At 67.5% G+C, this 20389-nt stretch carries 24 protein-coding genes and 3 pseudogenes; 12 read left to right on the top strand and 15 right to left on the bottom strand.

Annotated features, from left to right (window positions below):
• The first annotated feature begins 43 nt into the window (after window positions 1–43).
• On the top strand, window positions 44–652 hold the full coding sequence (locus tag M2271_RS38245; RefSeq protein WP_280892063.1) for a TetR/AcrR family transcriptional regulator: 609 nt from the start codon (window positions 44–46) through the stop codon (window positions 650–652).
• 553 nt (window positions 653–1205) lie between these two features.
• Here M2271_RS38245 and M2271_RS38240 read toward each other — a convergent pair.
• Both M2271_RS38240 and M2271_RS38235 read right to left on the bottom strand, forming a co-directional pair.
• Complete coding sequence (locus M2271_RS38240) at window positions 1206–1895, bottom strand: recombinase family protein (protein WP_348539227.1); 690 nt, start codon at window positions 1893–1895, stop codon at window positions 1206–1208.
• A gap of 473 nt (window positions 1896–2368) precedes the next feature.
• Window positions 2369–3322: an AraC family transcriptional regulator gene (locus tag M2271_RS38235; RefSeq protein WP_280892062.1), complete on the bottom strand. Its 954-nt coding sequence runs from the start codon at window positions 3320–3322 to the stop codon at window positions 2369–2371.
• A gap of 122 nt (window positions 3323–3444) precedes the next feature.
• Here M2271_RS38235 and M2271_RS38230 point away from each other — a divergent pair, with 122 nt between their 5' ends.
• Window positions 3445–4197, top strand: a complete 753-nt coding sequence (locus M2271_RS38230; protein WP_280892061.1) for an SDR family oxidoreductase — start codon at window positions 3445–3447, stop codon at window positions 4195–4197.
• Window positions 4198–4744: 547 nt separating this feature from the next.
• Here M2271_RS38230 and M2271_RS38225 read toward each other — a convergent pair.
• Window positions 4745–5653 (bottom strand): ATP-binding protein, encoded by a 909-nt coding sequence (locus tag M2271_RS38225; RefSeq protein ID WP_280892060.1) that lies wholly within the window; start codon window positions 5651–5653, stop codon window positions 4745–4747.
• A gap of 44 nt (window positions 5654–5697) precedes the next feature.
• Window positions 5698–5934 carry a hypothetical protein gene (locus M2271_RS38220; protein WP_280892112.1) on the bottom strand — a complete coding sequence of 79 codons (237 nt, stop codon included), beginning with the start codon at window positions 5932–5934 and terminating at the stop codon, window positions 5698–5700.
• On the opposite strand from M2271_RS38220, the pseudogene M2271_RS38215 reads away from it, so the two are divergent.
• A pseudogene (locus M2271_RS38215) lies at window positions 5864–6562 on the top strand (chlorophyllase); the annotation flags it as partial. The gene M2271_RS38220 and the pseudogene M2271_RS38215 overlap by 71 nt on opposite strands.
• 45 nt (window positions 6563–6607) lie before the next feature.
• Here M2271_RS38215 and M2271_RS38210 read toward each other — a convergent pair.
• Window positions 6608–7000: a transposase gene (locus M2271_RS38210; protein ID WP_280892059.1), complete on the bottom strand. Its 393-nt coding sequence runs from the start codon at window positions 6998–7000 to the stop codon at window positions 6608–6610.
• Between the two features lie 108 nt (window positions 7001–7108).
• Window positions 7109–7942 carry an enoyl-CoA hydratase/isomerase family protein gene (locus tag M2271_RS38205; protein WP_280892058.1) on the bottom strand — a complete coding sequence of 278 codons (834 nt, stop codon included), beginning with the start codon at window positions 7940–7942 and terminating at the stop codon, window positions 7109–7111.
• 106 nt (window positions 7943–8048) lie between these two features.
• On the opposite strand from M2271_RS38205, the gene M2271_RS38200 reads away from it, so the two are divergent.
• Entirely contained in the window at window positions 8049–8441 is a 393-nt protein-coding gene (locus M2271_RS38200; RefSeq protein ID WP_280892057.1) for a helix-turn-helix domain-containing protein, read from the top strand.
• A 43-nt stretch (window positions 8442–8484) separates the two neighbouring features.
• On the opposite strand, the gene M2271_RS38195 is transcribed toward M2271_RS38200, so the two are convergent.
• From M2271_RS38195 to M2271_RS38185, 3 genes and pseudogenes are all read right to left on the bottom strand, one after another.
• Window positions 8485–8922: a transposase gene (locus tag M2271_RS38195; protein WP_280892106.1), complete on the bottom strand. Its 438-nt coding sequence runs from the start codon at window positions 8920–8922 to the stop codon at window positions 8485–8487.
• Window positions 8923–9076: 154 nt separating this feature from the next.
• Window positions 9077–9247 (bottom strand): annotated as a pseudogene (locus tag M2271_RS38190) (transposase); the annotation flags it as partial.
• A gap of 255 nt (window positions 9248–9502) precedes the next feature.
• A complete protein-coding gene (locus M2271_RS38185; RefSeq protein WP_280892056.1) occupies window positions 9503–9883 on the bottom strand; it encodes a helix-turn-helix domain-containing protein in 381 nt (126 codons plus the stop codon).
• A gap of 141 nt (window positions 9884–10024) precedes the next feature.
• Between M2271_RS38185 and M2271_RS38180 the strand changes: the two genes are divergently transcribed.
• The gene (locus tag M2271_RS38180) at window positions 10025–10432 is read left to right on the top strand and encodes a RidA family protein (protein WP_280892055.1); all 408 of its coding nucleotides are present in this window, start codon (window positions 10025–10027) and stop codon (window positions 10430–10432) included.
• A 143-nt stretch (window positions 10433–10575) separates the two neighbouring features.
• Window positions 10576–10794: a hypothetical protein gene (locus M2271_RS38175; RefSeq protein WP_280892054.1), complete on the top strand. Its 219-nt coding sequence runs from the start codon at window positions 10576–10578 to the stop codon at window positions 10792–10794.
• Here M2271_RS38175 and M2271_RS38170 read toward each other — a convergent pair.
• Entirely contained in the window at window positions 10784–11755 is a 972-nt protein-coding gene (locus tag M2271_RS38170) for a hypothetical protein (protein ID WP_280892053.1), read from the bottom strand. The two genes, M2271_RS38175 and M2271_RS38170, sit on opposite strands and share 11 nt — an antisense overlap.
• Before the next feature lie 387 nt (window positions 11756–12142).
• On the opposite strand from M2271_RS38170, the gene M2271_RS38165 reads away from it, so the two are divergent.
• Window positions 12143–12685 carry an alpha/beta fold hydrolase gene (locus M2271_RS38165; protein WP_280892105.1) on the top strand — a complete coding sequence of 181 codons (543 nt, stop codon included), beginning with the start codon at window positions 12143–12145 and terminating at the stop codon, window positions 12683–12685.
• A 188-nt stretch (window positions 12686–12873) separates the two neighbouring features.
• Here M2271_RS38165 and M2271_RS38160 read toward each other — a convergent pair whose 3' ends face one another.
• From M2271_RS38160 to M2271_RS38150, 3 genes are all read right to left on the bottom strand, one after another.
• Window positions 12874–13485: a TetR family transcriptional regulator gene (locus M2271_RS38160; protein WP_280892052.1), complete on the bottom strand. Its 612-nt coding sequence runs from the start codon at window positions 13483–13485 to the stop codon at window positions 12874–12876.
• Entirely contained in the window at window positions 13463–13720 is a 258-nt protein-coding gene (locus M2271_RS38155) for a hypothetical protein (protein ID WP_280892051.1), read from the bottom strand. The genes M2271_RS38160 and M2271_RS38155 overlap by 23 nt, the downstream gene beginning before the upstream one ends.
• 236 nt (window positions 13721–13956) lie before the next feature.
• Window positions 13957–14598, bottom strand: a complete 642-nt coding sequence (locus M2271_RS38150) for a helix-turn-helix domain-containing protein (RefSeq protein WP_280892050.1) — start codon at window positions 14596–14598, stop codon at window positions 13957–13959.
• Between the two features lie 213 nt (window positions 14599–14811).
• Here M2271_RS38150 and M2271_RS38145 point away from each other — a divergent pair, with 213 nt between their 5' ends.
• The 4 genes from M2271_RS38145 to M2271_RS38130 all read left to right on the top strand — a co-directional run bounded on the left by M2271_RS38145 (window position 14812) and on the right by M2271_RS38130 (window position 17744).
• Window positions 14812–15240 (top strand): hypothetical protein, encoded by a 429-nt coding sequence (locus tag M2271_RS38145; protein WP_280892049.1) that lies wholly within the window; start codon window positions 14812–14814, stop codon window positions 15238–15240.
• Window positions 15241–15348: 108 nt separating this feature from the next.
• Complete coding sequence (locus M2271_RS38140) at window positions 15349–16266, top strand: fumarylacetoacetate hydrolase family protein (protein WP_280892048.1); 918 nt, start codon at window positions 15349–15351, stop codon at window positions 16264–16266.
• Entirely contained in the window at window positions 16263–17135 is an 873-nt protein-coding gene (locus M2271_RS38135) for a fumarylacetoacetate hydrolase family protein (protein ID WP_280892047.1), read from the top strand. The genes M2271_RS38140 and M2271_RS38135 overlap by 4 nt, the downstream gene beginning before the upstream one ends.
• A gap of 33 nt (window positions 17136–17168) precedes the next feature.
• Window positions 17169–17744, top strand: coding sequence for a VOC family protein (locus tag M2271_RS38130; RefSeq protein WP_280892046.1), 576 nt, complete (start codon window positions 17169–17171; stop codon window positions 17742–17744).
• A gap of 243 nt (window positions 17745–17987) precedes the next feature.
• Here the strand turns inward: M2271_RS38130 and M2271_RS38125 are convergent, their stop codons facing one another.
• Complete coding sequence (locus M2271_RS38125) at window positions 17988–18803, bottom strand: helix-turn-helix transcriptional regulator (protein WP_280892045.1); 816 nt, start codon at window positions 18801–18803, stop codon at window positions 17988–17990.
• A gap of 71 nt (window positions 18804–18874) precedes the next feature.
• Here M2271_RS38125 and M2271_RS38120 point away from each other — a divergent pair, with 71 nt between their 5' ends.
• Window positions 18875–19591, top strand: coding sequence for an SDR family oxidoreductase (locus M2271_RS38120; protein ID WP_280892044.1), 717 nt, complete (start codon window positions 18875–18877; stop codon window positions 19589–19591).
• A gap of 4 nt (window positions 19592–19595) precedes the next feature.
• On the opposite strand, the pseudogene M2271_RS38115 reads toward M2271_RS38120, so the two are convergent.
• Window positions 19596–20294: pseudogene (locus tag M2271_RS38115) on the bottom strand (IS5 family transposase); the annotation flags it as partial.
• Window positions 20295–20389 lie beyond the last annotated feature (95 nt).

Raw genomic sequence — 20389 nt, 5'->3', positions numbered from 1 at the left:
GTCATTGAAAAGGTCAAGTCGAGAGCGACGCGAGAGGACGGCCATGCCGCGGATCACCAAGGAGGACAAGGCCCGCAACCGGCAGAACATCCTCGAAGCGGCGGGCCGCATGTTTCGCTCGCAGGGCATCGACGCGGTCGGCATCGCCGAGTTGATGAAGGAGGCCGGACTCACCCACGGCGGCTTCTACAACCACTTCGCCTCCAAGAACGACCTGGCCGTGGAGGTGTGCGGCGCCTCCTTCGCCGCCTCGCTCGGGGTCCTGGCCCGGACGATCGAGGACGGTCCGGACCAGGCCGGCTCTCCGCTGGAGCGGGTCCTGGCCGGGTACCTGTCCACCGCGCACCGTGACGCCCAGGACGGCGGCTGCCCCTCCGCCTCCCTGGTCACCGACGCCGGACGGCACAGCGAAGCCGTGCAGAGCGCGTACGCCGAAGGCGTCAAGGGTTACCTCACCGGCTTCGCCACCGAGTTCCTGCGCGAAGCCGAGGAGAAGGGCCACGAGCTCGACCCGGCCGAGGCCCGCCACAGGGCCATCCGCCTGCTCAGCGAAATGGTCGGCGCGCTGATGCTCGCCCGCGCCGTACGCCACGTCGAGCCCAAGCTCTCCGACGAGATCCTGCAGACCGGCCGCAGCCACGCCCTCGACTGATGCGACTCAGGGCCACTGCGGGACGTGGAGCTGAGAAGCTGTGTTTCTTTCGATCTTGAGTGCGGTCTGATCGAAAGAAACTGCAGGTCAGCAGCCACATCCGGCACCAACAACGCATCCCCGATCCCGGAGAGTGAAACCTTTGACCTACGCATTCCATGCACAGGCGACCGAAGCGCTACGTGCGCACATTCCAAGGTCAAGGAAACAAAGAAATCGCAAGGTCAGAGGCCTGACCTGCGGTTTCCCATGGAGCCGCCTTCGGGATTCGAACCCGAGACCTACGCATTACGAGACCATGAGTGATCGTGTTGCTTAGTGCTTCGCCGTACTGTCCGGTGACGTTTGTGCTGGTCAGAGCACATGCTGGAGATTGACCCGTGCTTCTTCGTGATGCACCGTCCAAAGGCGTCTGCCCACCGGTGAGGCAGCAGGAAGAGGTCAGCGAGGGCACTGCGTGGCTGTCAGCGTAGCTCCTGACGGCGCAAGACGGGCAGATGAGAGTGCTTGGGGTGCCGGTAAGAATGCTGTCACCAGCCGCAAACGGCGGTGATCAGTCCTCGGACCTGGTGGGTTGGGGCAGTTCCGGCGTGCTCGGCGCCTCAGCGAGTGCGAGGCGACCGCCCTTCAACTCGGGCACGTAGTTATAGATCGTGTTCCTGGAGACGCCGAGGAGCTTCGCGATCGAGGTGACGGTGTTCTCCGGGCGGGCGAGCAGGTCGCGGGCGTGACGTACCTGCTCCTCTGTCATCGCCGGCGGGCGGCCGAGTCGGGCGCCGCGGGCGCGGGCGGCGTCCAGACCCTCGTTGGTGCCCTGCACGATGAGTTCGCGGATGAACTCCGCCAGGGCCGCGAACACGTGGAAGACCAGGCGCCCGCCGGGTGTGGTCGTGTCGAGCGCCTCGTGCAGCGAGGTGAAGCCGACGCCGCGCTTGCGCAGGCCGGACACGATTGCGATGAGGTCCTGGATGGAGCGGCCGAGCCGGTCCAGCGACGGGACGATGAGGGTGTCGCCCTCGCGCAGGCAGTCGAGGGCCTTCCACAGTTCCTCGCGTTCGGCGTTCTTGCCGGACTTCTTGTCGGAGAAGATCCGGATGCACCCTGCTGCGGCGAGTGCGTGGATCTGCCGGTCGAGCAACTGCCCCTTCGTGGACACGCGTGCGTATCCCACGAGGCTGCCGGTCCGTACGGCCGGAACGGGGGCGAGGAGATCGGCGATGTCGTCGTCACGGGGTGGCTGCACCCGCCGGATCGTACAGAAAACGGTGCTCCTCAAGTTCTTGAGCACATCGACTTTCTGACACTGTTTTATGGGCATGATCCGACGTCGATCCGGCAGCGCGCCGCCGCTTATCGATCTTGCTCATCAATCGGTCGATAGATGAGCGCCGTGCGAACGAGCCGTGTGTTCGCGAACATGCGCGACTCCTTTTTGGTCACCCGTGCGCTTGTGCGACCTTTGGGTTGTCGATCCCAGCGCTACTGATCGGCATGCCGCTGATGGTGGTCGGAGCCAGCGGCGCTCGGGGAGGACGACACTGTGTGTGGCTAAGGCGTTGCCGCCGGAGTCCGGGTCGTGGTCCCGCTGCGCTGAATCCGCGGGAGAGCTCCTGCCGGCAGCACGGCGCCTCCCAACAGTCAGGGCGGCGGGCCTGAGAACCTGATTTCGATCACTGACTATGGGCTTCGAGAACGGGTACTTGTCGCGGTACGGGGTCAGTGGCCCTGATCCGGACGGCCGTTGACCGCGCAGGTTGATGTTTCGCGGAATTGTTTGGGTGAGGAACCGACCACGCGGCGGAATGCGGTGCTGAACGCGCTTTCGGATTTGTAGCCGATCGTGAACGCGAGTTCGGAGATCGTTCGTGTGCCGCGGCTCAGGGCGTCGCGGGCGAGGCTCATTCTCCACTGGATCAGATAGTCCAGCGGGGTGGTTCCAACCCGGCTCTTGAAGGATGAGGCGAACGCGGAACGTGACATGTGGCTGATGCCGGCAAGCTCTTTGAGTGTCCAGGGGTGTGCCGCGTCGGTGTGCATGGCGCGAAGTGCGGCACCGATGCCGTCGTCGTTGAGCGCTCCCAGCCAGCCGGTGGGCTGATCGGCCTGTTCGGCGTGGGCGCGCAGCATGTGGACGAATAGGACCTGTGCGAGGTGGTTCAGGACGAGAGAGCTGCCGGCGGCGGCGGTCCTGGTCTCGCAGACCAGGAGCTCGCTGAGGTGTGCCAGGAGCTTGCCGCGGGGATCTGCGGCACGGACAAGCACGAGCAGCGGTAGGACTTGGGTCAGGGCTGGGGCGTTCGTGTCCTCGAACGACAAGTGCCCGCCGCAGAGGTATGTGTCTTCCTCGGCCTCCGGGCCGATGCGTACGACACCGTCCCTGGCGCGCCCCCACACCGGCTTCGCGGGGCGCGATGGTGCGGTGAGCGTGCTGGCCAGGACGTAGGGCGGGGGGTTGCCCAGCAGGTAGAAGTCGCCCTCTTCCAGTAGTACGGGCTTGTGCCCGTCAAGGGTCAGCCAGCACGTGCCGCGCGCGACGACGCCAAGCTTGACATCCGCGGGCTGGTCGAAGCGCAGCGCCCAGGGGCCCGCCGCATGGAGACCGGGGTCGATCACGGTGCGAGGGCGCAGAAGACCGATGGCGTCGGTGATCGGATCGCCGGAGCCGAGCATGCGCTCCTCCCTTCTGGACGATACGTAAAGAAATAAGGACTATATGTGATGCACTGTACCGGGGTGTTCCTGGAGTATGGCTATCGAAGCAGGTCAACACAGAGGGCTATGGAGGCACTCGCATGGGACAGCTTGAGGGCAGGACGGCTGTGGTCACCGGCGGCAGCACCGGAATCGGTCTGGCCACCGCCGCACGTCTGGCAGACGAGGGCGCGCACGTGTTCATCACAGGCCGGCGCAAGACCGAGTTGGATGCCGCCATCGAGACCATCGGAACATCCAGGGCCACCGCGGTGGTCGGCGACATCTCCGAGGCAGCCGACCTGGACCGGCTCTACGACGCGGTCCGCGCCCGGGGACAGGGACTGGACGTGCTCGTCGCGAACGCGGCGGTCGGTGCGTTTGGCACGCTGGAGCAGACCACCGAAGACCACTTCGACCAAACCTTCGGAGTCAACGTCCGGGGCACTCTGTTCACCGTGCAGAAGGCGCTCCCGCTGCTCAATGACGGCGCCTCGGTCATCCTGATCTCCTCCACAGCCGCCGACAACGGCATGGAGGCGTTCGGTGCATACGCGGCGTCCAAGGCCGCCGTCCGGTCGTTCGCGCGGACATGGTCCAACGAACTCAAGGGCCGGGGCATCAGGGTCAACGCGGTGTCGCCGGGCGGGGTCGAAACTCCCGGACTCGCCAATATTCTCGGTGGCGAGGAGACACTGTCCGCCGTCAAGGAGAATGTCGCCGCGACCGTGGCCAAGGGCCGCATAGGGCGTCCTGAGGAGGTCGCCGCCGCCGTGGCGTTCCTGGCTTCCGGACAGAGCAGCTACATTGTCGGCGCGAACATCTACGTCGACGGCGGGCAGAACCAGATCTGAGAACTTGATTTCGATCCTGAGTCGTTGACCACCCCGGCATTCCTTGCTGATCGGCGAGAAACACCAAGCCTCTGAGCTGCTGAAAGTCCGGCCCGCTCCCCCGGCGTCAGGTCCCGCTGGATCGCACGGTGCAGCGTAGGAATCGACGGAGGCGGCTCTCCCTCACCCCTGACCGCGCGAGCGGTCAGTTCACGATGGACCGCCGCGACGTTGCCCTTCCACAAGGCCAGCAGGCGGCGCACCTCCGAGGTGACGGTGAAGCGGTCCCTGCTCTGGGCCCGTGCCCCAGGCTCCGCGGCCGCGGACTCGTCATGCTCGGCGGCGGCCAGCCACCGCCACACCGTGCGCTCCGTCACCTCCAACGACTCCGCCATCAGCCGTACATGACGGGAGGTCAATTTCTGTTCCTGCCGCAGGGCGAGCAGCCGGCGCACGGCAGGACCGCGCAGCGCCGACAGGGAGGAAGAAGGCAGGCCTCCCCGCACGTCCGCACCGTCCCCGTGCACGCCGGAGCGGGAAGCGCCCCCTCCCAGCCCCAAGGCGCCGGTCACAGCGGCCCCATCAGCCGTGCGCAGGCCCGCTCCAGCATCCGGCGGTCCACTACCGCACGGCTCTTGCCGTAGATCTCGGCGGTCAGGTGCGAGGTGAGCTTCGCCCAGGTCCGGAAATTGCCGTGGCACACATGCTCGTCCACCCACACGACATCGTCCTCGGCCACCTCCTCCCACAGCGAGTGGAAGGCCGCCATCGCCGCTGCTACCTCGCCCGGACGAAGACGCGGCACCAACTCCCAGGTCAGCACCCGAGAGGCCAGCGCGGGCACCCGGCGCAGCGCCCGTTCACTGCCCGCCCCCGCCAGCACGAGCGCCGTGTCCGGGTGGTCCCACAGCCCGCGCAGAAACTCCAGCGCCGGTCCCGGAAGGCGCTGCGCCTCGTCCAGTACCAGCACGCGGGGCTGTCGGAGCGCGTTCACCAGCATCAGGTCGGCCTCCCCCGCCCCGCGCGGCAGACGCCTGCCCAGCTCGAGGGCGTCCGCGAGTACCCGGCGCAGTTCGGGAACCGTCGGGTGCACACCGACGTGGACCCGGCGGACCCTGGCCGGGTGCGGCAACTGGGACAAGGCGTACTGCAACGCGACGGTCTTGCCCTGACCGGCGTCGCCGTACAAACACACCACCGCCCCGACCGCGGCCGCGTGCGCGACTGTCCGCAGCACCGACCGAACGGCAGGTGTGTGCACCACCTGGGCGCCCGGCACCAGGACCGGGACCTGCGCCAGATGCTTCTGCTCCCGCAGAAACACCTGCCCACCGCCGCCCTTCTCGGCCACCACGTCCAGGCCCAGCTCGCTGAGGGGATCCGGCCGACGCGACCCGGCAACCTCAGGCTCCCGCCCGGTCAGCAAAGCCCGCCCCGCCCGACGGTCCCTGCGGATCACCCGGCTCAACGTCGACATCGACGGAACCGGCACCTCACCGCCGGCAGCCACCAGCCGGCGCCTCAGCTCCGAAACATTCCCCCCGCCTCACCCAGCAGCTCCCACACCCCGTCCGACACCGCGTACCCCCGCCGGACCGGCGCCTCCACCCGCCCCGTCGCCTTCGCCTGCTCCAGCCAGCGCCACACCGTACGCTCCGAAGCACCCACCACCTCAGCAACCGCACGCAACCTGGACTCCCGCCGCAACAGCATCGGCTTCGACGATCCCCGTTTCGCCACCATCTGGCGCGTGCGCATAGCCGATCTGCACGCTGTCCTGGATGGCCTCAGCGACATCCTCGACCAGCTCAGCGGCCTGACCGCCCGCGTCGACCGCGATCGCATCGCTGTCGTCGGGCACTCCTGGGGAGCACAGACCGCCGGAGCCCTCCTGGGTGCCCGCGTCTTTGACACCGAGGGCAACCCGGGCGAGGACTTCTCCCACCCCTCCGTCAAGGCCGGCGCACTCATCGCGGCGACCGGTACCGGCGACACCCTGACTCCCTTCGCACTCAAGTATCTCCCGTTCGCGCGCCCGGACTTCTCCAGCATGACCACTCCCGCCCTGGTCATCGCCGGCGGAAAGGACCAGTCGGCCATGTCCACCCGCGGACCGGACTGGTTCACCGACGCCTACCACCTCAGCCCTGCCCCGAAGCAACTGCTCACCATCGCCGAGGGCGAGCACCTCTTCGGCGGAATCTCCGGCGAGGCCGCCAAGGACACCACCGACGAGGACCCCGCCCGCGTCGTCCTCGTCGCCGACGCCGTCTCCGCCTACCTGCACGACGTCCTCAGCACCGACGCAAGAAGCTGGCATGCCCTGCAGGACCTGCAGGACCAGACCAGCCACAGCACCGGCGCCTTCAGCACCGACAGCAAGTAGGTGCTTCGCGGCCGGGCTTCCGATCTGACAGGCCGTTCCGGAGTCTCAGGCGTCGCGGTCGCCCTGCTGCCACCACCCCATGTCGATGAGGTCCTCGACCACGCGGCGGACCTGGGCCGCGGTGACCTCGGCGACATCATCGGCCGGCCCCAGCCGCAGCGCGTCCAGGATCTGACACCACGAGGTCCGGCCAGACTCCAGCGCGGCGACGAACGAGTACGGCCAGCCGGGCACGAACTGGTCCAACGAGCGTCCGCTACGACCGTAGACGAGACAGAACAAGCGGTCCGGACTGGTCGGCGCGTCCGGCCGGAGCCAGTGGATGACGTCCACCGCCAGGACCAGCGTCCGTCGGCGGCCTCGGGCTGCGGCAGCCCGGCCAGCACCTGCCGCAGTCGCGCCCACGTCGACGTTCCCATTGTTCAGCGCGTCGTACATGGTGCCGTGCCTGCGCCGGTGCTCGGCCGTCAGCGTGAGGGTCCACCGGTGTGGTGACCGGGACGGCTGCGGGGCCGTTCAGCGACGTGTCATGTACCCGCCCGACAATCAGCGCGCGACGCTACGCATCAGTCCCTCAAGGTCGCGTTCGCCGGCCGGTGTCTGCGCCCCGTCCTGCAGGCCCCTGCTGATCAGGTGCTGAGCGGCCGACAGACTGAACGTAGAAGCCCAAGCATCGTTCTCACGCAGGAGCCCTTCCTTGAAGTCATCGGCGGGCAGCGAGTGCTTGGCTGCTTCGATGACACCGTCGGGCAGCGCGGCGATGTTACGAGCGACACGGTCGACGTACTCGTCGAGCTCGTCGGCCGGCAGGGCCCGGTTGATCCAACCGTAGGACGCTGCGGTCTCGGCATCGAACAGGTCGGCGGTGAGTATCACCTCCAGTGCGCGGTTGCGACCCACGCGGTCCCGGAGGTACTGCGTTCCGCCTCCGCCGGGGATGATGCCCATCAGCGCTTCGATCTGACCGAGTCCAGCGGTCTCGACAGCGGCGAACGCCATGTCCGCTGCGGCCACGAATTCCGCCCCGCCTCCGCGGGCCTTCCCGGCGAGCTTCACGATGGTCACCTGGGGCTGGTGGCGGATCAGCTCACCGATCGCCTGGAACACGTTGACGTCCGCCGGCGCGGATGCGGCGAGTTCCTGGAGGACGTCCATCTCCTCGCCGACGTGCATGTCCACGTGGGCGATGAAGAATTCAGGGTCGGCGCTCGAGAAGACGATCACGCGGACGGAAGGATCGTCCCTGAGGCCCGTCAGCACCGTCCGCAGCTCACGCATCATCGTCGTTCCGAGCGCGTTCACCGGGGGATGGTCGAGGACGATCCGGGCGACGCCGTGTTCGCTGCTCACGCGCAGGGTCGAGTAGGCATCGTTCGTCATGAGGTTCTCCATTGGTTACCGCTGGGCATGTAGGTTTGCAATGCATACCTACCGTCGACGACGGCGCCCAGATGGTCAAGAACGCACTTTGGGAGCACCTAGGATCATGAAGGACACCGATCTGTACGGCGTTGACGCCGAAGCACGGACGGTTTTCCGGGCGGACTGCCCCAGCCGGCCGATCCTCGACCAGATAGCGGACAAGTGGTCGATGATGGTGATGGCGCTGCTGGTGCGGCCCACCCGGTTCAATGAACTGAAGCGAGGTCTGGAGGGCATCACGCAACGTGTCCTCACGCAGACGCTGCGCCGTCTTGAGCGCAACGGCATGATTCAGCGGACGGTGCTGCCGACCTCACCGGTCGGCGTCGAGTACTCGCTCACACCCCTGGGCGAGTCCCTGCGCGAGCCGTTCGGCTGGCTCTACGACTGGACTGTCGACCACTGCGGAGAGATCCAGAGCTGCCAGCGGGCGTACGACACCAGGGCTGACGCTTAACCGCCTGTTGCAGGTGGATCGCAGTGGCATGGACGAGCAGGGTTCAGCTGGCCTGTGTCGGCTTTCTTGCCCAGCTGGGGGTGGCGCCCTTCCGGGCGAGGCATCTGGTCATGAGGGTGATGGCGGCCCAGCTGATCAGGGTCTCGGAGTGCTGGATGAGCCGTTCGTAGTCCCTCGCGGGACGGCTGACGGGCTTGATCGTGAGGTTGAGGTGCTGTTTTGCCCAGTCGACGAACTTCCCGGCGTAGGCGGAGTCGGCCCAGACAATCGTGATCTCAGGGTGCATCCGGCGCAGGCGGAAGAGGACTTGCTTCGCCGCTGCGGCATCGTGCAGGTCGGCGGGAGTGACCATGATCATGAGGGGAAGTCCGCGGGTGTCGACGACCAGGTGGCGCTTGCGTCCGTTGATTTTCTTGCCCGCGTCGTAGCTGCAGGTTGCCTTGGAGACGGTCTCGGCGGCTTTCACCCTCTGGGAGTCGATGACAGTGGCGACCGCGCGGGGGCCTTTGCCCAGGTCGCGGCGGATCCGTCTGACGAGATGGTCCCGGATCTGGCCGATGATCCCGGCGGCTGCCCCAGCAGGCCATGAACCCCCAGACCGCGCGCCAGGGCGGGAAATCCGCAGGCAGGGCCCGCCACTTGCAGCCCTTATCGACGACGTAGCGAATCGCGTCGACGACCTCGCGGCGTGGATGTTTCTCCGGCCGGCCGCCCTTGCTGGTCTCGCAGGCCGGGGTGGGTAACAGTCCTTCGAGCAGAGTCCATTCGGCGTTCGTGGTGTCCGAGGGATAGCGGCGAGAGCGCATGACGGGGTGCCTTCGAACGAGTGCGGCGGGCCGCCCGCAGGGCGCTGCCGCCCCACAGGTCAGGAGCTGGCGATGAGGGGCACCCTGCGGTTCGGGCTTGACCTCGAACAGCCCCTCCTGATCGCGCATACCGGGATCATCCCGCACAACTGATCACCAGACGCACGCGGGTTGTCGGTTACTGTGACTGAGCACGCTGGTTGGCCACTCTGAGCATTGCAGCTGGCAGGCCCACGGCGGCGCGTGCGCCAGCCGTCAGGCGTCGAAGCGGCGGCGGGCGGCCTCGATGTGACCGAAGTACTGGTGGGTCCAGCCGCACATTCCGTCGACCGTGGCGCGCAGGGCTTGACCCGGCTCGGTGAGGGTGTATTCGACCCGCGGTGGGACGGTGGGGTACACGGTGCGCTCGACCAGGCCGTTGCGCTCCAGCATGCGCAGGTTCTGGGTGAGCATCTTGTGGCTGATGCCCTCGATCTCGTTCCGCAGCTCACTGAAGCGCAGGGTGCGATCACCGAGACCCTCGACGATGAGGAACGCCCACTTGTTGGCGACATCGGAGAAGATCTCCCGCGCCAAGGAGCCCGCACGCGCCAGGTCTGCATCCTCGGGCGAGCCTGTGAACTGCTTGGTCACCATAAGGTTCTCCAGTCACTGAAAAGTGCGTTCTTCCACGTCAGCGTCCACTCTCTTACAGTTTCTGAGTAACCACAAGAGAGTGAGTGTCTTGATCGGCGCGGACGCGTGCCCACAGGCGCTCAGGACGAGGAGACAGGCAGCATGGCCATCACCTTTATGAACCCCAGCGGATTGCCCAAGATCGACGTCTACCGGCAGGTGTCGATCGCATCCGGGTCGAGACTGGTCTTTATCGCCGGGCAGGTCGCCTGGGACGCCGAGGGAGTCACGGTCGGCGAAGGCGACCTCGCCGCCCAGGTCGAGCAGAGCTATCTCAACGTCGGCACCGCCCTGGCCGAGGTCGGTGGCTCCTTCGGCGACGTGGCGAAGCTGACCTTCTACGTCGTCGACTGGACCCCCGACAAGATGCCCCCGCTCCTGGAAGGGATCTCCCGGGCAGCCGCGAAGCTGGGGATCGCCCCGGCCCCGCCGACCACGCTGATCGGCGTTGCGGCACTGGATGTCCTCGACCATCTGGTCGAGATCGAAGCCACTGCGGTCCTCGACTGAACAGGTGCTCTTTGCCCATGAGCGCCGAAATGACCAACTACGGCGCCCAGCGGCCAACCAGCGTGCTCAGTCACAGTTACTGACCCACGCTCCTGGCTGCGGACAACACGGCGCCCGCCGGAAGGAAACGATTCCGGGTTCCGGTGACCGTCCAGGGCGGCACGGCCGCCTCGCTGAAGGTCGAGGCCTCCGCCGACGGCGGAAAGAACTGGAGCACCGTCCACGACGGCCCGGGAGACGTCTCCGGCGTGGAGGTCCACAACCCGGCCGCCGGCAGCTCCGTGTCCCTGCGCGCCACCGCCGTCGACGCCGACGGCAACCGCACCGTCCAGACCATCCTCAACGCCCACCTCACCCGCTGAATCCTGAGCTCCCTGCCATCCGTCCCGGACGTACGGCAGGGAGCGCGCCGCCCGGCGGCCCGCGCAGCCAGGCCGGCACCGGCGGCAGCGGCCGGATCACGGCCGGCTCAAGGCCATCAATCGCGAGACTGAAGTGGCCTGACAGCTGGGGATGTTCGTCTGTACGTAACTGGGGAGAGAAGTCCGGACGCCGACACGTGGGTAGGTTGGTCGTCCAGCAGCCGTTCGGATGAGCCGCTTCGGCGGACTGTTCGACCAGCAGGGTCCGCAGCGGCAGGACACCGTCCCGCCTGCGTCCGCCGGCCTGTTGCTGGGCGGTGCGGGACGCTTCCTTGCCCGACGGCCGGACTTCGAGCACGGCGAACCGTGAGGTCATCGAGCCCGTGCTGCCCTCGCACCGGGTGACCGCCTCGAGCGGGAGTGTCCCTTCACGGGCTTGCTTGCGGTACGCCTTGACCCGGCTGTCGTCGGCACCGGGCATCGGCCGCAGCGGCAGGACCTCCCACGAATGAGTATGGAGGAACCAGTCGATGTAGCCGTTTGGATGGCCGTCGACGAGCATCGAGTTCCAGTATTCGGCATGCGAGGCGTCGGCGTGGCGCCAGCGCTGGGGCGGACTCTCGCACGAGAGCAGCCACCGGCCCTCGTGCAACGGACTGCCCGGCGAGTCGATGAGGTACTGCGCAAAACGGTGGGCCCACCGTTCCGGGCTGCCCGCCAGGGCGCGGCCCGCATCAGCACGCAAGGGCGGGACGAAGGAGCGGTACCCGTCGGTGCGCCAGAAGTCCACGCCCTCGTGTTGCTTATCGACGACGGCGAGCAGCACAGGCTGCGACATCTGGGAGACCAGCAGTTGCGCACCGGCAGTGAACACGCACAGCCCCGGCTGGTGGCGGTCCTGCACTTCCAGGGACAGGCCCACCCACGTGCCGTCGTCCCGCGTGACACCCCTGCGCCGCATGCCGAGAGCGTAGAGGGCTGCTGCGGGGACCCCTATGGAATTTTGTCCGTCCGACATGCCGGTGAGGCTGGCCGAAGACACGCGCAGTGCTCGTCGAGGCTCCTCACTCCGTAGAACGCGGGATCGGCCGAGGCGACGAGCAGCCCTGGGATTTCAGAGAGCCTCATCAGCTGACCAGCGGAAACCAGCACCAGCCCTTAAAATTCCAGAGACCACCACCAACACCCCGCCACCGTTATCGACCAACCACGAATAACCCCAGGCCAGAAGCCCCACCATCACCCCATCCAGCACCCAGAACCCGCCCTGCCAATTCTCATAAAAACCTCAACACCCCAGCTCAAGCCGCCCTTGCCACACCAACTATGAACCCCGGAATCACACCAGCTGCCCGCCGACGGCAAGCCCTTCGCCCTGTTTGGGCACAGCCTGGGCGCCATCGTGGCCTTCGAGGTGGCGCGGCGGCTTCAGGGTCCGGCCGGTCCTGGCCGCTCTGTGCGCCTGTTCGCCTCCGGGGGGATCGCGCGGCCCTACCGGCCGAAGGGCTCGGCGGAGGTCTTTGGCGACGGGGACATCCTGGTACACCTGCGGGCGTTGGGCGGCACCGATGAGAGGTTCTTCGCCAGCGAGGAACTGCAGGCCCTGGTCCTGCCCGCGCTGCGGGCCGACTACCGGGCCGTCGGAGCCTATGAGCCGCCGGGTCCCGGGCGGCTCGGCTGTCCGATCACGGCGCTGATCGGGGACGCGGACGAGCGAACCTCTCCCGAGGAGGCGGCCACTTGGCGGGAGCGCACCAGCGGCTCCTTCGACCTGCGCGTGTTGCCCGGTGGGCACTTCTATCTCGACGCCTGCCAGGAGCAGGTAGCGGGCATCGTCACCGACGCCTTGGGCACGGACCGCCCGGCGGCTCCGGCCCGCACGGGCATCTGATGGTTCAAGTCCCTGGCGCGGCAGCCGGGGGATGGTTCCGGACTCTCAGGACGCCGTACGCGGCAGGCGGGGGCGCACCGCCGCGTACGGCTGTCGGTCGGGGTGAGGTCGCTGCTCCCGCCCCGTGCGGTGGCTGTGCGGTGGCTGTTCGGTGCCCGGTCTTGGGTCGGATCAGTGTCGGCCCGCGGTCAGGGCCGCAGGTCCTCCAGGCAGAACAGCGCTTCGTCCAAGGCCACAGCGAAGTCCATCTCCGGATCCTTCGCCCACTCCAGGGAGACCTGCAGCATCACGCCGAACACCGCGCCGGTGTAGGCGCGCACCGGGGCGTCGCTCGGGGCGCGACCGGCCCGCTTGGCCACCTGCTCGGACATGACTTCCATGGTCCGGCTCATGTTGCCCAGGCTGGCGCCCCACAGCTCCGGCTCGGAGATGATGAGCACCCACCGCTCCCGCTGCAGGGCCAGTTCCTCCGCGGGGATGTTCTTCAGCATCGACCTGATCGTCTGGCGTTCGGCCTGAATCGGCGTCAGATCGGGCGACTGTGCCTGGAACATCATCGCGAAGGGCAGGTCGTAGTCGTGCGAGAAGACCAGGTCCTGCTTGGTCGCGAAGTAGCGGAAGACGGTGCTGGGAGCGACCTCGGCGGCCTCGGCGATCTGCTCGATGGTCGTGGCCGTGTAGCCCTGTTCTCTGAACAACCGCACCGCCTCCCGCTGGATTGCGGCCTTGGTTCTGGCCTTCTTGCGTTCTCTCAGGCCAGGCACCGGTGCGGCCTGGTCAGACTGCGTCTGCGGCTTCATGCTCAGATTCTGCGGGCTCGGCGGTGTCGGCACCGACATGGCGCGGCAGCCACACTACGGCAAGCAGTACGCCGAGCAGGCCGAGGCCGCCGGATACCACCAGGACCACGTCCAGGCCGTGCACGAACGCGGAGCGCACCGAGTCGGCGAGCGAGGAGGATTTCGCCGCACGGGCCACGGCCAGGCCGCCGAAGACGGAGTCCTTGACCGCGTCCTGCGCGCGCTCGGAGACCACCTGCAGAATCGGTTCACAGGCGGGGGGAATCGCAGCCTTCACCTACGAGAGTCACAGGAAGGTATTCAGCCATGTTGATGGATGAAGCCCAGGCTATAAGCGTGGCCCTTGAGGATGGGCCTTCCATGCTCCAGGAATTCGATAAAGCGTTCGGCTTTTCGGTGAGTTCAACAAGGTAAGCGCAGAGCAGCGCCGTCATGCCGGCTTACTCGGCCGGCTTCCAGCCACGGCCGGCCTCAGGCGCGCCGCGCCACCTGTCCGTCCTCCACGGCGACCATGGCCATGAGCCCGCGCAGGCCGGTGATCAGGTCGTCGACTTCGAAATCACCGAACATCGCGTTCTCCAGGGCGAACCCGCGCCCCACGACGATGAGTGTCCGTGCTATCTGATCGGCGGAGACATCGGTGTGTATCCGCCCTTGTTCCTGGTAGGCCTGGATCAGCCTTGCCCAGGCGGCCCGCATCCCGTCGTCGCCGTCGCCGAGCAGGGCCAACAGCTTGGGGTTGCGCAGCGTCTCGGCCCATACCTGGACGACCAGGCGCGGGAGGCCCTGGCGGTCCGGGTGCGCCGCCGACAGCCGACTGTCATAGACCCCGTGCAAAATGCGCCCGAGGAGCACGTCCGGCGGCAGCGGGTCGGCCTGGGCGGCGTTCTCGAACGTGAGGCGTGTGAACGTGAACACGTCCGTGGCGATCGCCGCGATCAGTTCGTCCTTGCTGCGGAAGTAGCGGTAGAAGGCTCCGTTCGAGAGGCCGACCTCGTCCAGCACGTCCTGCATGGACGTGGCGTGGAAGCCGCTGCGGGCGAAGCAGCGGGCGGCCCCGTCGAGGATCTGCCGGCGCCGGGCGTCGAGGTGTTCCTGGGATACGCGAGCCATGCAATCAAAATAGAGGGAGTGCTCTCTCTTGACAAGTTGCCGCCTTGGCAAGACCTTAAACAGAGCGATTGGTCTCTCTATTTAAGGCTCTGTGGCGGCGCGTTGGATCGCCCCCTTCACACCGACAGATTGCCCTTGCCGTGCGTCTGGAACGCCACTGTGGCTTCGCCATGGCCGCGTGCCCGGACGACATCTCACATCAGGAGGTTCGCCGTGCCGGAAGAGGGTTGTCCCATCTGCCAGACGGTCGAGAGCACCGCGGAAGCCCAGCTCGTTCATCGCGACAAGCACTGGACGGCCAGTGCGGCGATGTCCGTCCCCGGCTGGTTTCTGCTCTGCACCAACCGCCACAACCAGGGGATCTGGGAGCTCACCGAAGCCGAGGCCGAGCTGTACGGGCCGCTGCTCGCACGGCTTTCCTCCGCGATCAGGCAGGCAGGGGACGCCGAGAAGGTGTACGTCCTGTCGGCCGGTGAGAGCGCGCCACACTTCCACGCCCTGGTCATGGCCCGGGGCGCCCAGATCCCCGAGGACTGGCGGGCCATGGCACTCCTCGGCAAGGCGGCCGAACTCAGTGACGCCGATGAGGCGAACCGCGTTGCCAAGGCCGTAAGGGAGACCTTCCGAACCCTGCCCTGCTGACGGCGGCCGGCAAAAGCGCCGAGCGGTCGCCTCCTGGCGCTCCTCTTTCCTTGTCGCCTCTCTGGCCCCTCACACGTCTCGGATCTCGTTCACCCAAAGGAGTTCACCATGCGTCTCGCGCGATATCTGTACGCCGGCGAGAAGAGCTGGGGGGTGGTCGATCCGGATACGGGGACAGTGCGCCGCATCCGCGGCGCCTTCGAGCAGTGGGCCCCGGCAGTCACCTCGGGTGACCTGACGGCGATCGAGAGCGACGCCGAGCCGGTCGCGCTCGGTGCCGTCAAACTCCTGGCCCCTCTGGCGCCGACCAGTGAGATCGCCGGTGTCGGTCTGAACTGGACCAGCGGCGTCGTGCCGCCCGAAGGCTCGGACGGCCCCGTGTACAACAAGCCGTTGTCCTCGATCACCGACCCTGGCGAAACGCTCCGCTTCCCCGACCTGATCTCCGTCCAGCCGCAGGCCCGCTACGGCTACGAGATCCAGCTGGCCCTGGTCTTCGGCACCCTTGAGATCGACGAGACCGACCCGCTCGGCGCCGTACTCGGCTACACCATCGCCAACGACGGAACGCTGCGACACGGCATCTCCAGTTTCGTCGGCGAGGATCTGTTCGGAGCCAAGTCGGGCTATCAGGGCTCCTCGCTCGGCCCCTGGATCGTGACCCGGGGCGAGTTCGAGCAGCAGACCGACCACACCCTCACGACACGAGTCAACGGCACGGTCGTCCAGCAGGGCAGCACCAAGGAGATGCGGCTCAGCCTCGACGACACCATCCGCGAGGTCTTCCACCGCATGGTCCTGACCACCGGAGACGTCCTCCTCACCGGTACTCCGGGCTACCTGGCTCCCTATCAGGGCATCGCCCTGCCGGGCGACCGTCTGGAGCTGGAGATCAGTGGCATCGGCGTGCTGCGAAACCACGTCCAGGACACCAACCCGTACCCGGTTCACGAAAGCCAGCGCTGGGGCGGCGCGGGTTCCCTTCCCGGCGTACTGCCCGTTCCTGTGGGAGGACCGCAGACATGAAGATCGCACGTTTTTGCGACCGCGGGGACAGTTCGCAGGAGCGCTGGGGCTCGGTCAACACCGAAGCGAGCACCGTCCAGATCATCGGCGGACCGTTCGAGGAGTGGGCCGCCGCGATCGCCGCCGGAGAGCTGTCCGCTGTCGGCCTCACCGGTGACCCACTGCCACTGGAGTCGGTGAGGCTGCTCGCACCGATCTCGCCGCGCAGCGAGATCGTGGGCACCGGCATCAACTACCCGAACTGGGTACTGCCCTGGCCCGGTATCGACACGCCCTTCTACTACAAGCCCCGGCAGTCCATCATCGGCACCGAGCAGGAGATCAAGTGGGCCCGGCTCGAGGCAGCGCAGCCGCAGACCCAGCTCTGCTACGAGCTCGAACTCGTCGTCGTCCTCGGCGCCCCCGTCGATGACCGCGCCAACCCCATGCCCGCGGTGCTGGGTTACGCCGTCGGCAACGACACCTGCATCCGCGGCATGCGTCCCAGCTTTCTCGGCATGGACCTCCCGGGTTCGAAGTCGGCCTTCCACGCCACCGGTATCGGCCCATGGATCACCACCAAGGACGAGGTCGGCGGCAACGGCCAGCCCGACCTGGAGATGGTGATGCGCGTCAACGGCACCGTCACCCAGCACGATCGCACCAGCGCGATGAGCTGGAAGGTCGAACGCGTCCTGCGTGAGGCCGACCTGCGCTGCCGCCTGGCGCCCGGGGATGCCGTGTTCACCGGTACCTGCGGATTCGTCGGCGTGCCTGACGGGTTCTACCAGCCCGGAGACCTCATCGAGGCCGAGATCGAGGGCCTCGGCGTCCTGCGCAACCGCGTCCAGACCGTCAATCCCTACGCAGCCGTCCACCCGGTGCCGTAAGCCGTTCAACAGAGCAGAAGGAGCGAACCCACCATGAAACCGAGCGCGTTCTCCCACGCGGTTCTCAATTCGTACCGGCCCGAAGTGCTCATGCGGTGGTACATCGACCTGCTGGACGGCGAGGTCACCTACGACTCGCCGGGCTTCAAGACGATGACCTACGACTCCGAGCACCACCGCATCGGCTTCGGCAAGCTGGCGGAGGACAAGAAGCAGGACCGCACCCGGCCCGGTCTGGTGCACCTCGCCTACACCTACCCCGGTATCCACGCCCTGATCCGGCAGTACGAGCGGATGCGAGACCTCGGCCACAAGCCCATCGTCGCCCTCGACCACGGGCCGACCATGTCGCTGTACTACAGGGACCCGGACGGCGGCAACGCCGAGTGCTTCGTCGACCGGTTCCCGGCCGAGCAAGCCATCGAGTTCATGAAGTCGCCGCTGTACCTGCAGAACCCCGTGGGCTACGACATCGACCTCGAGGACATGCTGGCCCGGATGGAGGCCGGAGCGACCGAGGAGGAACTGATGGTCTTCGACGAGAAGAAGGCCCTGTCGACGGACGTGCAGGAGATCGCCACCCGGATCGGGAGGCTCATGGCGGAGTAGTCCGGCATCACGTCAGGCTTCGGGCATCTGAGGAGGATGCCAGACCCCGCGTTGTCCAGCCGGTGTGTGCGCGAGCCTCGTGCCGGCTCGTGTCCACGGAGGGGCGAGGACACGTGGCGCCCTTAAGAGGCCGCGCGGATAGGCGGCGTGGAAAGCCTCGGCATCAAGGTGGGCACAGGCCCGAGTGACTATTGAGTTGCGACGCTCTGTGACCGTTGTCGAGACCTGTGCGCATCCTTCGTTTCAGGTCGCCTGCGTGGCCAGCCTGCGCAGGGCCCGCACGGCAGGTGATCCGGGGTCGGCCGTCATCAGGACAACCTCCTGGTCATCCTCGGGCACGAGCAGGACGTCGCAGTTCAACCGCAGCGTACCGGCCTCCGGATGGTCCAGGGTCTTGGTGCGATGCCCGGGAGCGTGGACTGGACGCGCCTCCCAGATCTGCCGGAACTCCTCACTGCTGGCGTGCAGTTCGGCCAGCAGCGCGGCCAGCTGCGGGTCATGCGGGTAGCGGTCCGCGGCCCGGCGCAGCCGCGCCACCACGATGTGCCCAAATTCCTCGGCGCTGGAGCTCCCGTACATCCGCCCCTGGCCCAGGAAGCGGCGTCGGGCCAGGTTCGTCGTCCCGCCTCCGAGGTCGGCGCCGAGCAGTGCCCGGGCCAGGGGGTTCCAGGCGACAACGTCGTACGCCGCGTCAGTGACGATGGCACCGGTCTCCGGCAGCCTCTCCAGCATCCGGGCCACGTGCGGGCGCACCCGCCGCACGGCGCTGATGCCAGGCGGCGCGCTCGAACCCGCCAGGCGGAACAGATGGCTGCGCTCGGCCGGCGTGAGCCGCAGCGCGCGGGCCAGCGCGTCCAGGATCCGGGCCGATGGCCGCGGCCCCCGGGCCTGCTCCAGCCGCGTGTAGTAGTCGACCGACATGTGGGCGAGCTCCGCCACCTCTTCGCGGCGCAGACCCGGTGTGCGGCGGTCGGTGCCCGTCGCCGCCAGGCCGATCTCGTGCGGACGCAGGGCCGCCCGGCGGTCCCGCAGGTAGTGCGCCAGCTCCTGCCGCGCCATGTCGCCTCCTCCCACTGCCTGGTACAGGCTGTCCCTGGCAGGGCACCCACGACCAGGGAAGTGTGGTTGCCATGAACGAACGCACAGCTCTGGTTACCGGTGCCAACAAGGGCATCGGCAAGCATATCGCCCGGCTGCTCGCCGCCGAGGGCCTCACCGTGTACGTGGGATCCCGTGACCCCGGGCGCGGGCAGCGGGCCGTCGAGGAGATCGGCGCCGCGGCCCGTCTGCTGGTCCTCGACGTGACAGATCCCGACGGCGTCGCACAGGCCGCGGCTCAGATGGACCGCTTGGACGTGCTGGTCAACAACGCCGGCATCTCGCCGTCACTCGCCCCGCCGACCGACACCGGCGTCGAGGAGTACCGGCGCACATACGAGACCAATGTGTTCGGGGTAGTGGCGGTGACCAATGCCTTCCTGCCCGCCCTGCGCCGGTCCCCGCGCCCGCGCATAGTCAACATCTCCAGTGGCACGGCATCGCTGACCTGGAGCACCACCCCCAACCCCCAGTTCACCCCGGGAAGCGGCGCCGGCGCCGCCTACCGGTCGTCCAAGGCCGCCCTCAACGCCCTCACCGTCTTCTACGCCCAGACGCTGGCCGAGGACGGCTTCAAGGTCAACGCGCTCGCCCCCGGCCTGCGGGCCACCGATCTCAACCCCCGGGCCGCCGCTGCCAGCGGCGATCCGGCCGAGGCCGCGCAGGGTGCCCTCCGCCTGGCCCTGCTGCCGGACGACGGCCCCACCGGTGGCTTCTTCTCCTGGGACGGAACGCCCGTGCCCTGGTGATCAGTCATGGAGGGCGTCGAGGACGGGTGTCCCAGCGGTGTGTGGTCCATGCCTGCCGGATCAGACTGCGCACGATGATGATCGTGTCGGCGAGGTCGAAGAAGGTGTCGATGACGGTGGCGCGCCGCTCGTAGCAGCGGGCAAGCCGATAGAAGGCGTTCTGCCAGGCGTGGGTGCGTTCGACATGCCAGCGCTGATTGGCCTGGATGGGCGCCTTCTCCCCCTTGTGCGCGATGCGCCCGTGCAGGCCGCGTTCGCTGAGCAGCGCGCGGGTCTTGTCCGAGTCGTAGCCGGCGTCCAGGTGCACGGTGATGTCGTCGGGTAACGGCCCAAGGTCGTCCAGGCGGTCAAGGGTCGGGGCGAGCAACGGGGAGTCGTGGCGGTTGGCACCGGCCAGGACACGACCCAGGGGAATGCCGTACCCGTCCGTCATGCCCGAGCGTTTCAGGCCCTGTTTGCCGCGGTCGACCGGTGAGCGACCGGCCACCTCGCCGCCTCCGGGCGCCTTGGTGATGGAGCCGTCCACGGCGATCTGATCGAGGACGAGGCCGACGATTCGGTCGTAGGAGTCCAGCGCGATCTGCTTGATCTGGGCGAACACGCCGAGTTGTATCCACTCGTCGCGGCGGCTGCGGAGCGTGGTGGCCGAGCAGGTCGTGTCGGCGATCGCCTCGTAGGAGCAGCCGAAGCGCAGCAGTTGCAGCTGTGGACGTTCACGTATTTCCCCGGGGCTGAGTTCACGTAATTCCCCAGCCCCGGGCGCCGATGGCGTCTACTTGACCGACGGCTTGGCGGGCT

Origin of the sequence: Streptomyces sp. LBL (genome assembly GCF_029893585.1) — a bacterium.
GTDB lineage: Bacteria > Actinomycetota > Actinomycetes > Streptomycetales > Streptomycetaceae > Streptomyces.
Note: the sequence above shows the minus strand (reverse complement) of the source record. Positions and strands in the feature narration are given on the sequence as shown.

Excerpts from the sequence above, each read along its gene's own strand:
- M2271_RS38245 (WP_280892063.1), top strand. The coding sequence starts at position 44 with ATGCCGCGGATCACCAAGGAGGACAAGGCCCGCAACCGGCAGAACATC.
- M2271_RS38235 (WP_280892062.1), bottom strand. The coding sequence starts at position 3,322 with ATGCTCGGCTCCGGCGATCCGATCACCGACGCCATCGGTCTTCTGCGC.
- M2271_RS38230 (WP_280892061.1), top strand. The coding sequence starts at position 3,445 with ATGGGACAGCTTGAGGGCAGGACGGCTGTGGTCACCGGCGGCAGCACC.
- M2271_RS38225 (WP_280892060.1), bottom strand. The coding sequence starts at position 5,653 with ATGTCGACGTTGAGCCGGGTGATCCGCAGGGACCGTCGGGCGGGGCGG.
- M2271_RS38220 (WP_280892112.1), bottom strand. The coding sequence starts at position 5,934 with ATGCGCACGCGCCAGATGGTGGCGAAACGGGGATCGTCGAAGCCGATG.
- M2271_RS38210 (WP_280892059.1), bottom strand. The coding sequence starts at position 7,000 with ATGTACGACGCGCTGAACAATGGGAACGTCGACGTGGGCGCGACTGCG.
- M2271_RS38205 (WP_280892058.1), bottom strand. The coding sequence starts at position 7,942 with ATGACGAACGATGCCTACTCGACCCTGCGCGTGAGCAGCGAACACGGC.
- M2271_RS38200 (WP_280892057.1), top strand. The coding sequence starts at position 8,049 with ATGAAGGACACCGATCTGTACGGCGTTGACGCCGAAGCACGGACGGTT.
- M2271_RS38185 (WP_280892056.1), bottom strand. The coding sequence starts at position 9,883 with ATGGTGACCAAGCAGTTCACAGGCTCGCCCGAGGATGCAGACCTGGCG.
- M2271_RS38180 (WP_280892055.1), top strand. The coding sequence starts at position 10,025 with ATGGCCATCACCTTTATGAACCCCAGCGGATTGCCCAAGATCGACGTC.
- M2271_RS38170 (WP_280892053.1), bottom strand. The coding sequence starts at position 11,755 with ATGCGGCGCAGGGGTGTCACGCGGGACGACGGCACGTGGGTGGGCCTG.
- M2271_RS38160 (WP_280892052.1), bottom strand. The coding sequence starts at position 13,485 with ATGAAGCCGCAGACGCAGTCTGACCAGGCCGCACCGGTGCCTGGCCTG.
- M2271_RS38150 (WP_280892050.1), bottom strand. The coding sequence starts at position 14,598 with ATGGCTCGCGTATCCCAGGAACACCTCGACGCCCGGCGCCGGCAGATC.
- M2271_RS38140 (WP_280892048.1), top strand. The coding sequence starts at position 15,349 with ATGCGTCTCGCGCGATATCTGTACGCCGGCGAGAAGAGCTGGGGGGTG.
- M2271_RS38135 (WP_280892047.1), top strand. The coding sequence starts at position 16,263 with ATGAAGATCGCACGTTTTTGCGACCGCGGGGACAGTTCGCAGGAGCGC.
- M2271_RS38130 (WP_280892046.1), top strand. The coding sequence starts at position 17,169 with ATGAAACCGAGCGCGTTCTCCCACGCGGTTCTCAATTCGTACCGGCCC.
- M2271_RS38125 (WP_280892045.1), bottom strand. The coding sequence starts at position 18,803 with ATGGCGCGGCAGGAGCTGGCGCACTACCTGCGGGACCGCCGGGCGGCC.
- M2271_RS38120 (WP_280892044.1), top strand. The coding sequence starts at position 18,875 with ATGAACGAACGCACAGCTCTGGTTACCGGTGCCAACAAGGGCATCGGC.